Source organism: Streptomyces sp. JJ38 (assembly GCF_019303475.1).
In the GTDB taxonomy this organism is placed as follows: domain Bacteria; phylum Actinomycetota; class Actinomycetes; order Streptomycetales; family Streptomycetaceae; genus Streptomyces.
In genome coordinates, this window is the sequence record NZ_JABLSI010000086.1 from 1 (window position 1) to 10268 (window position 10268).

The following is a 10268-nucleotide window of genomic DNA, read 5'->3' on the forward strand; positions in this document are numbered from 1 at the left end:
TCTCACACCGCGCAGGTGGAGGCGATCGAGGCCGAGTTGTTGGAGGTTCTCGCTCCCGTCGCGCCGGTGTCCGGGAAGGTGCGGTTCTACTCCACGGTCGAGGGCCGGTTCATCGACACCGCGTCGCTGGACGCGGGGTACTGGTACCGGAATCTGCGGGGCCGGGTCGGGTTCGAACCGGCTGTGCGGGCGCTGGCCGACAGCGGTACCGGGTGTTTCGTCGAGATGTCTCCGCATCCGGTGTTGTCCATGGCTGTTGAGGAGACGGTGGAGGGCCGGGCGGCGACGGTGGGGTCCCTGCGCCGGGACGACGGGGGGCCGCGCCGGTTCGTGACGTCCCTGTCCGAGGCCCACGTGGCCGGAGTCGGCGTCGACTGGGGGCAGCTCCACGCCGCGGGGCGGCGGGTCGCGCTCCCCACCTACGCCTTCCAGCGCGAGCGGTACTGGCTCGCCCCCGGCAACCGGGCCGGCGACGCGACCGCGGCCGGGCAGGGGCGGGTGGAGCACCCGGTGCTGGTTGCCGCCGTTCCGGTCGGCGACCGTGACGAGTGGGTCTTCACCGGCCGGCTCTCCCAGGAGGGCCAGTCGTGGACCAGGGACCACGCGGTGCTGGGCACGGTTCTCGTGCCGGGAACCGCGCTCGTGGACCTGGCGCTGGCGGCGGGACGCGAGCTGGGCTGCCCGGTGCTGGACGAGCTCGTGCTGGAAGCGCCGCTCGTGCTGGGCGACGAAGATGCCGCGCAGGTCCAGCTCACCGTCGGTCCTGCCGGTGCCGACGGCCGCCGCGAACTGGCGGTCTACAGTCGCCCCGAAGACGGCGAGGAAGAGGAGCGGGAGGCGGTCTGCCACGGGCGTGGCTGGCTCGCCGCGGAGGCGGCCTCCGCCGAGCCCTTCCCCGCGCAGTGGCCGCCCATGGGCGCGCAGCCCGTGGCCGTGGGTTCGTTCTACGAGCGGCTGGCGGACATCGGGCTCGACTACGGCCCGCTCTTCCAGGGCGTGCGGGCGGCCTGGCGGGCCGGTGACACGGTCTACACCGAGGTCGCGCTGCCCGAGGACGCCGGGGCCGGTGGCTTCGACGTGCACCCCGCACTGTTCGACGCCGCGCTGCACGGTGCGCTGCTGCCCAAGGAGCCCGGCTCCTCGGTGGATCTGCCGTTCTCCTGGTCCGGGGTGCGTCTGGGACGGGCGGCCGCGGACGGCCGGGTGCGGGTGCGGATCGCGCCCGCCGACGGTTCCGCGCTGCGGGTCGACGTCGTGGACGAGGGGGGCGCGCTGGTCGCGGCCGTCGGCTCCCTCGGCCTCCGTCCGCTCGACCCGGCGCAGCTCGACAGCGCGGGGGGCACGAAGAACACGCTCTTCCGGGTGGACTGGGCGGAGGTCGCCGCCACGCGCCCGGCCGCCGCCCGAGTGGTGCGGCTGGGCACCGACCACGCGGATCTGGGCGCGCTGCACCAGGCATGGTCCGCGGGAGAGGAGGCGCCGGACGCCGTCATCGCCGACGTTCCTGCCACCGACGACGCCACAGCCGGGGCCGCCCCCATGGAACCGGCGCGGGCGGCCCGTGCGGTGGCGGCCGACACGCTGTCACTGGTGCAGCGGTGGCTGGCCGAGGAGTGGCCCGGTGAGCCCCGGCTGGTCGTCGTGACCCGGCGCGGTGTGGCCGTCGGGGACGAGGCGCCGGATGTGACGGTGTCCCCGGTGTGGGGCCTGGTGCGCAGCGCGCAGTCCGAACATCCGGGCCGGATCGTGCTCGTGGACCTGGACGACGACGGTGCCGAGCCGGACTGGGGAGCGCTGCTGGAGAGCGACGAGCCCCAGCTCGCGGTGCGGGAGGGCCGAGTGCTGGCGCCCCGGCTGGAACGGGCCACGGGCGGGGCTCCGGAGAGCGCGTGGAAGCTGGGCATCGGCCGTAGGGGTTCGCTGGAGGACCTGGCGGTCATGCCCTCCGAGGGCGACCGGCCGCTGGGCGTCGGCGAGGTCCGGATCGGGGTGCGGGCCGCGGGGCTGAACTTCCGCGACGTGCTGATCGCCTTGGGCATGTACCCGGGTGACGCGCCGCTGGGCAGCGAGGCCGCGGGCGTCGTGCTCGAAGTGGGCTCCGGCGTGACGGACCTGCGGCCGGGCGACCGCGTCTTCGGCCTGGTCACCGACGCGTTCGGACCGGTGGCCGTCGCCGACCGCCGCACGGTCGTGCCGATGCCCGAGTGCCTCGGCTTCACCGAGGCCGCCGCGGTGCCGGTGGTGTATCTGACCGCCTACTACGGGCTGGTCGATCTCGCGGGGCTGCGGTCGGGGGAACGGCTGCTGGTGCATGCCGCCGCGGGTGGCGTCGGCATGGCCGCCGTGCAGCTGGCCCGCCACTTCGGCGCCGAGGTGTTCGCCACCGCGAGCCCGGCCAAGTGGGACGCGGTGCGTGCCCTGGGCGTGGCCGCGGATCGGATCGCCTCCTCGCGCGACCTGGATTTCCGGCAGACGTTCCTGGGCGCGACCGACGGCGCCGGACTGGACGTCGTGCTGGACGCGCTCGCCGGTGAGTTCGTCGACGCCTCGCTGGAGCTGCTCCCGCGCGGCGGCCGGTTCATCGAGATGGGCAAGACCGACATCCGGGACCCGGAGGCCGTCGCGGAGTCCCACCCGGGCGTCCGGTACCGCTCCTACGACCTCATGGAGGCCGGGCCGGAGCGCATTCAGGAGATGCTGCGAGAGATCACCGCGCTCTTCGAGCAGGGGGTTCTCCAGCCGTCCCCGATCAGGGCCTGGGACGTGCGGCGCGGCCGGGAGGCGTTCCGCTTCCTGCGCGAGGGCCGCAACGTCGGCAAGGTCGTGCTGACCGTTCCGGCGCCGCTGGACCAGGACGGAACGGTGCTGATCACCGGTGGTACCGGCGGTCTCGGCGCGCTGTTCGCCCGGCACCTGGTGGAGCGGCACGGGGCCCGGCGGCTGCTGCTGGTCAGCCGCCGGGGGACCGCCGCCGAAGGGGTGGCCGAGCTGGTGGCCGACCTGGAGACCCGTGGCGCCGACGTCCGGGTCGCGGCCTGCGACGTCGGCGACCGGGAGCAGGTGGCCGAGCTGCTCGGTTCACTGGACCGGCCACTGACCGCCGTCCTGCACTCCGCGGGCCTGCTCGACGACGCGGTGATCGAGTCCCTGACGCCGGAGCAGATCGAGCGGGTGATGCGGCCCAAGCTCGACGCGGCCTGGAACCTGCACGAGCTGACGGCCGGGATGGACCTGTCCGCGTTCGTGCTGTTCTCCTCGGCCGCCGCCCAGCTCGGCAACCCGGGACAGGCCAACTACGCGGCCGCCAACGCCGCCGTCGACGCCCTCGCCCATCTGCGCCGAGCGGCCGGGCTGCCCGCCACGGCACTGGCCTGGGGCCTGTGGGCCGACTCCACCGGCATGACCGGCGAGCTGGACGAGGCGGACCTCGCCCGGATGCGGCGAACCGGAATCGGCGCGCTCTCCGCCGAACTCGGCCTGGAGCTGTTCGACCGCAGCCTCGGAGCGGACGCGGCGCTCCTGGTCCCGGTGACGCTGGACCCGGCCGCGCTGCGCGTGCAGGCCAGGGACGGCATGCTCCCGGCGCTGCTGCGCGGCCTGGTCAGCACTCCGGCCCGGCGGGCCGGGTCCGGGTCCGGCTCGCTGTCCGATCGGCTCGCCGGCGTCCCCGAACTGGACCGCGAGCAGGTCGTACTGGATCTGGTGCAGACGCAGGTCGCGGCCGTCCGGGGCAACGCTTCCGGCGCCGAGGTCGACCCCGACCGGCCGTTCAAGGAGCTCGGGTTCGACTCCCTGGCGGCGGTGGAACTGCGCAACCGGCTCAGCCGCAGCACCGGCCTCCGGCTGCCCGCCACGCTCGTCTTCGACCACCCGACCTCGACGCAGGTCGCGCGGCTGCTCCTCAAGGAGGTCGGCGCGGACGCCGGTGGCGTGGCGGCCGAGGAGCGGCGCTCGCCGTTCGACGAGCAGCTCCGCGGGCTTGAGGAGCTGCTGATCAGGGTCGCCGAGGACGAGAGCGGGCTGGCCGAGATCGAGCCACGCCTGCGCTATCTGAGCAACCGGATGCGCGCCGTGCTCAGCCGTGTCGACGGCGAGACGGGCGATGGGGACGCGGAATCGGACGGCGGCCTGGACGTGGTGTCCGACGACGAGATGTTTGATCTGATCGACAAGGAGCTCGGGTCGGCATGAACGCCAACACGGACGAGCAGAAGCTGCGCACCTACCTCAAGAAGGTCACCACCGAGCTGCGCACGGCCAACCGCCGGGTGCGGGAGCTGGAGGAGCGCGACACCGAGCCGCTGGCCATCGTCGGCATGAGCTGCCGGTACCCGGGCGGGGTGACATCGCCGGACGGGCTGTGGAAGCTGGTCGAGTCCGGGAAGGACGCGATGACCGCCTTCCCCACCGACCGCGGCTGGGACCTGGAGCGGCTGCACGGCGCCGACGCCGAGCAGCCGGGCACGGTGTCCACCCGGGCCGGCGGCTTCGTCGACGGCGTCGGCGACTTCGACGCTGACTTCTTCGGGATCAGCCCCCGGGAAGCGCTGGCGATCGACCCCATGCAGCGGCTGGCGCTGGAAGGGGCCTGGGAGGCGTTCGAGGACGCCGGCATCGACCCGACGTCCCTGCGGGGCACCGACACCGGCGTCTTCTGCGGTGCCGTCACCTCGGACTACGGCGGTGCGGGACGGCCCGAGCTGGAGGGCTTCCGGCTCAGCGGTACCCAGAGCAGCGTGATCTCCGGCCGGGTCGCCTACAACCTGGGACTCGAGGGTCCCGCCGTCACCGTGGACACGGCCTGCTCGTCCTCGCTCGTCTCGATCCACCTGGCCGCGCAGGCGCTGCGGGCGGGAGAGTGCTCGATGGCGCTGGTCGGCGGGGTGACAGTGATCGCCGGCCCGTTCCTGTTCCTCGAGTTCAGCCGCCAGCGGGGCCTGGCCCCGGACGGCAGGTGCAAGGCCTACTCGGCCTCCGCCGACGGCACCGGCTTCGCCGACGGCATCGGCCTGCTCGTGGTCGAGCGGCTCTCCGACGCCCGCCGCAAGGGGCACCGGGTCCTCGCGGTGGTGCGGGGCAGCGCCATCAACCAGGACGGTGCCAGCAACGGCCTGACGGCGCCCAACGGTCCCTCCCAGGAACGGGTGATCCGGGCGGCACTGGCCAACGCGGGCCTGAGCGCGGCCGAGGTCGACGCCGTCGAGGGCCACGGCACGGGAACGACCCTGGGCGACCCGATCGAGGCGCGGGCACTCCTCGCGACCTACGGCGGCGAGCGGACCGACGGCCCGCTGCTCCTCGGGTCGGTCAAGTCGAACATCGGCCACACCTCGGCCGCCGCCGGGGTCGCCGGTGTGATCAAGATGGTGCAGGCCATGCGCCACGGCGTGCTGCCGCCGACCCTGCACGTGGACGAGCCGTCCCCGCACGTCGACTGGAACGCGGGCCGGGTCGAGCTGCTGACCGAGCGACGCCCGTGGGCCACGCCCTCCGGCCGCCCGCGGCGTGCCGGTGTCTCGTCGTTCGGGATCAGCGGCACCAACGCGCACGTGATCCTGGAGGAGGCACCCGTCGAGGCGGTGGAGTCCACCGGGACGGCGGTGCCCGCCGAGGACGTCCGGCCGCCGACCGCCGTCCCGGTGCTGCTGTCCGGGCGCGGCCCGGCCGCCCTGCGCGCGCAGGCGGAGCGGCTGCGCGCGCACCTGGCCGACCGCCCCGAACTGACCCCGGCCGACATCGGCCACTCCGCGGCGACGACCAGGGCGCTGCTGGACGACCGAACCGTCGTCGTCGCCTCGGACCGGGACGAGCTGCTCTCCGGCCTGGCGGCCGTCGCCACCGGTGAGCCCGGCGGCCGGGCCGTCGGCGGCAAGACAGCGTTCCTGTTCACCGGCCAGGGCTCGCAGCGCGCCCGGATGGGGCTCGAACTGGCCGACGAGTTCCCGCGGTTCGCAGAGGCGCTGGACGAGGTCTGCGCCGAGCTGGACCCGCTGCTGGGCCGCCCGGTCAGGGAGCTGCTGGTCACCGAGGACGGCAGCCTGGACGCCACGGAGTTCACCCAGGCCGCCCTATTCGCGGTCGAGGTGGCGCTGTTCCGGCTGGTCGAGTCGCTGGGCATCCGCCCCGACCACCTGATCGGGCACTCGGTGGGCGAACTGGCGGCGGCCCACGTGGCCGGAGCGCTGTCGCTGCGCGACGCGTGCACGCTGGTGGCCGCGCGCGGGCGGCTGATGGGCGCGCTCCCCTCCGGGGGCGCGATGGTCGCCGTCCAGGCCGACGAGGCCGAGGTGGCCGCGTCCCTCGGCGAGTTCGCCGGCCGTCTGGAGATCGCCGCCGTCAACGGCCCGCGCGCCGTCGTCGTCTCCGGCGACGCCGACGCCGTCGAGGAGTGGCTGCCGCGCTGGGAGGGGCGCAAGACCTCCCGGCTGCGGGTCTCACACGCGTTCCACTCGCCCCGCATGGAACCCATGCTGGCCGAGTTCGAGGCCGTCGCCCGCGGGCTGGAGTTCCACGAGCCGACCATCCCGATCGTGTCCAACGTGACCGGCGAACCGGTCTCCGCGTTCGACGCGGCGTACTGGGTCCGGCACGTCCGGCAGGCCGTCCGGTTCGCCGACGGCGTCGCCACCCTGTGGGACCTGGGCGTCCGCCGCTTCCTGGAACTGGGCCCGGACGCGGTGCTGACCGCGATGGCGCGCCAGTGCCTCGACGCACATCTGGAGCAGGGCGCCGCCGCCGTGCTCCTCCCCGCCCTGCGCGCCAAGCACCCGGAGGCGGCCACCTTCGCCGGCTTCCTCGGCCGGGCCCACGCCGCCGGTGCCACCGTGGAATGGCCGGCGTTCTACCGCGACAGCGGCGCCCGGACGGTGGACCTGCCGACCTACGCGTTCCAGCGCGAGCGCTACTGGCTGAACCCCGGCACCGGCCCCGCCGACGTGACCGCCGCCGGGCTCGGCGCCGTCGGCCACCCGATCCTGGCCGGCGCGGTGCAGATCGGGGACCGGGACGAGTGGCTGTTCACCGGCCGACTGTCCACCGACACCCAGCCGTGGGCCGCCGAGCACCTGCTCCTCGGCACGATGGTCGTGCCCGGCACCGGACTCGTCGAGCTCGCGCTCGCCGCCGGACGGCAGACCGCGGCCCCGGCCGTGGACGAACTCGTACTGGAGGCGCCCCTCATCCTGGCCGAGGGGCTTGCCGTCCAGGTCCAGGTCACGGTCGGGCAGGCGGCCGAGGACGGCCGTCGTGATGTCGCCGTCTACACCTGCCCCGAGTCCGGCGGTGACAGCGTCTGCCACGCGCGCGGCGTGCTCGCCCCGGAAACGGCCCCGGCCGGCGGCTTTCCCGCGCAGTGGCCGCCCCCGGGCGCGGAACCCGTGGCCGTCGACGAGCTCTACGGCGACCTGGCCACGATCGGCTACGACTACGGCCCCGCCTTCCAGGGCGTGCGCGCCGCGTGGCGGGACGGCGACACCTCCTACGCCGAGGTCGAACTGCCCGGCGACACCGAGGCCGCCAGGTTCGGCATCCACCCGGCGCTGTTCGACGCCGCGCTGCAGAGCGGCGTCAGCCTGGTGACCGACGGCGAAAGCGGCGAGCACCGCATGCCGTTCAGCTGGACCGGTGTCCGGCTCGACCGCCCGGGCGCCACCCGCCTGCGCGTCCGCTCGGTCGCCACGAGCGACACCGCGATCCACCTGGACGCCGTCGACGAGTCCGGAGCGCCGGTCGTCACGATCGGCTCCCTCGTCGTCCGCCCGGTCGAGCAGGCCCGGATCGACGGCGCCCAGCGCGGCGCCCACAACGCCCTCCACGGGCTGGCCTGGACACCGGTCGCGGCCGATGCCGCCGGGGCTGCGGCGCGCGTCGCGGTCCTCGGGGCGGACGGACCAGCCGGCCCGGACGCCGAGCTGGACGCCGTCCTGGACGCCACGCTGGAACAGGCGCTCGCCGACGGCTCCGAGGCCCCCGACGCCGTCGTGGTGCCCATCGCCAACCTCGCCCAGGGCGCCCGCCCGTCCGCGGACCCCGCCGAAGCGGCCCGCGGACTCCTGCCGGACGTTCTCACCCTGCTGCGACGCTGGCTCACCGACGAGCGGCTCGGCGCGACGCGCCTGGTGGTCGCGACCCGTGGCGCCGTCGCCGTGGACGCGGAGACCCCCGACGTCGCCCAGGCGGCGGTGTGGGGACTCCTGCGCAGCGCACAGTCCGAACACCCCGGCCGGTTCGTACTGGTCGACGCCGAGGCCGACGGCGACTACCCGGACTGGAGCACCGTGCTCGGGACGGACGAGCCGCAACTCGCGGTGCGTGCGGGCCGGATGTTCGCCCCGCGGCTGACCCGGGCCACCCCCGCCGAAGCCGCCGCGGAGCTCGGCGGGACCGTCCTGATCACTGGCGGCACGGGCGGTCTCGGCGCGCTGATCGCCCGGCACCTGGCCGAACGGCACGGGGCTCGGGACCTGCTGCTCGTGAGCCGCCGCGGACCGGCGGCCGAGGGTGCCGACGAGCTGGTCGCCGAACTGGAGGCACTGGGCACCCGCGCCCGTGTCGAAGCGTGCGACGTGACCGACCGGGACCGGCTCGCGGCTCTGTTCGAGTCGTTGGAGGGTCCGTTGTCGGGTGTGGTGCATGCGGCGGGTGTGCTGGATGACGGTGTGGTGGAGTCGCTGACGCCGGAGCAGGTGGACCGGGTGATGCGGCCGAAGCTGGATGCGGCGTGGCATCTGCACGAGTTGACGGCGGGGATGGAGCTGTCGTCGTTTGTGCTGTTCTCGTCCGTCGCGGCGTTGATCGGCAGTCCGGGGCAGGCGAACTACGCGGCGGCGAACGCGTCGCTGGACGCGCTCGCGCAGCTTCGGCGGGCGGCGGGCCTGCCCGCGACCTCCCTCGCCTGGGGCCTGTGGGCCGAACAGCGCGGCATGGCAGGAGCGTTGGACGACAACGACCGCGCACGCCTGGAACGCACGGGTGTCGGCGCGCTCTCCGACGAACTGGGCCTCGAACTCTTCGACCAGTGCCTCACGGCCGACGCGGCGCTGCTCGCCCCGGTGCTCCTCGACGCGGCCGCGCTGCGCGACCAGGCCCGCGCCGGGACACTGCCCGCCCTGTTGCGCGGCCTCGTCCGCCTCCCGGCGCAGCGCAACGGCTCCGGATCGCTCGCCCAGCGGCTCGCCTCGGTCCCCGAGACCGACCGCGAGCAGGTGGCGCGGGAGTTCGTGCTGCACCACGTCGCGGCCGTCCTCGGCCACGCCTCCGCGGCCGCCATCGACCCGGAACGGTCGTTCAAGGACCTCGGCTTCGACTCCCTCGGAGCGGTGGAACTGCGCAACCGGCTCACCCAGAGCGGCGGCGTGCGGCTCCCCGCGACGCTGATCTTCGACCACCCGACCCCGGCGGCCGTCACCCGACTGCTGCTCACCGAGGCCGGGCCGGCCGCCGCCGAGGCGCGGCCCGTGGCGCGGCCCCGGCGCACGGCCCCGGCCGACGAGCCGCTGGCGATCGTGGGCATGAGCTGCCGCTACCCGGGCGGCGTCACCTCGCCCGAGGAGCTCTGGGAGCTGGTGGCCTCGGGACGCGACGCGATCACCGGGCTGCCCACCGACCGGGGCTGGGACGTGGAACGGCTCTACGACCCCGACCCGGACCACGAGGGCACGGTCTACACCCGAGGCGGCGGCTTCCTGCGCCGTCCCGGCGACTTCGACGCCGAGTTCTTCGGCATCAGCCCACGCGAGGCCCTCGCCATGGACCCGCAGCAGCGGCTGATCCTCGAGTCAGCGTGGGAGGCGTTCGAGGACGCGGGTATCGACCCGACATCCCTGCGCGGCACCGACACCGGTGTCTTCTGCGGTGCGGTCACCACCGACTACGCCGGCATGACGTCCTCGGAGCTGGAGGGCTACCGGCTGACCGGCACCACGACCAGCGTCCTGTCCGGCCGGATCTCCTACACCCTCGGGCTGGAGGGCCCGTCCACCTCGGTGGACACGGCCTGCTCCTCGTCGGCCGTCGCCCTGCACCTGGCGGCCCAGGCCGTCCGCTCCGGTGAGTGCTCCATGGCACTGGCCGGCGGCGTCACCCTGATGGCAGGCCCCTATCTGCTCACCGAGTTCAGCCGCCAGCGGGCGCTGTCGCCGGACGGACGGTGCCGGGCGTACTCGGCGTCCGCGGACGGCACCGGGTTCGCGGAGGGCGTCGGCCTCGTGGTGCTGGAGCGGTTGTCGGACGCGCGTCGCAGGGGGCACCGGGTGCTCGCGGTGGTGCGG

The 10268-nt window shown here is 74.7% G+C and carries 2 protein-coding genes; both read left to right on the forward strand.

Annotation, left to right across the window (positions count from 1 at the left end):
* The coding region (locus HPT28_RS26160) for an SDR family NAD(P)-dependent oxidoreductase (protein ID WP_219094415.1) at positions 1–4191 on the forward strand (4191 nt) is incomplete at its 5' end.
* Positions 4188–10268 (forward strand): type I polyketide synthase (locus HPT28_RS27280; RefSeq protein ID WP_306824670.1); only part of this gene is annotated, 6081 nt, incomplete at its 3' end. The genes HPT28_RS26160 and HPT28_RS27280, both read left to right, overlap by 4 nt.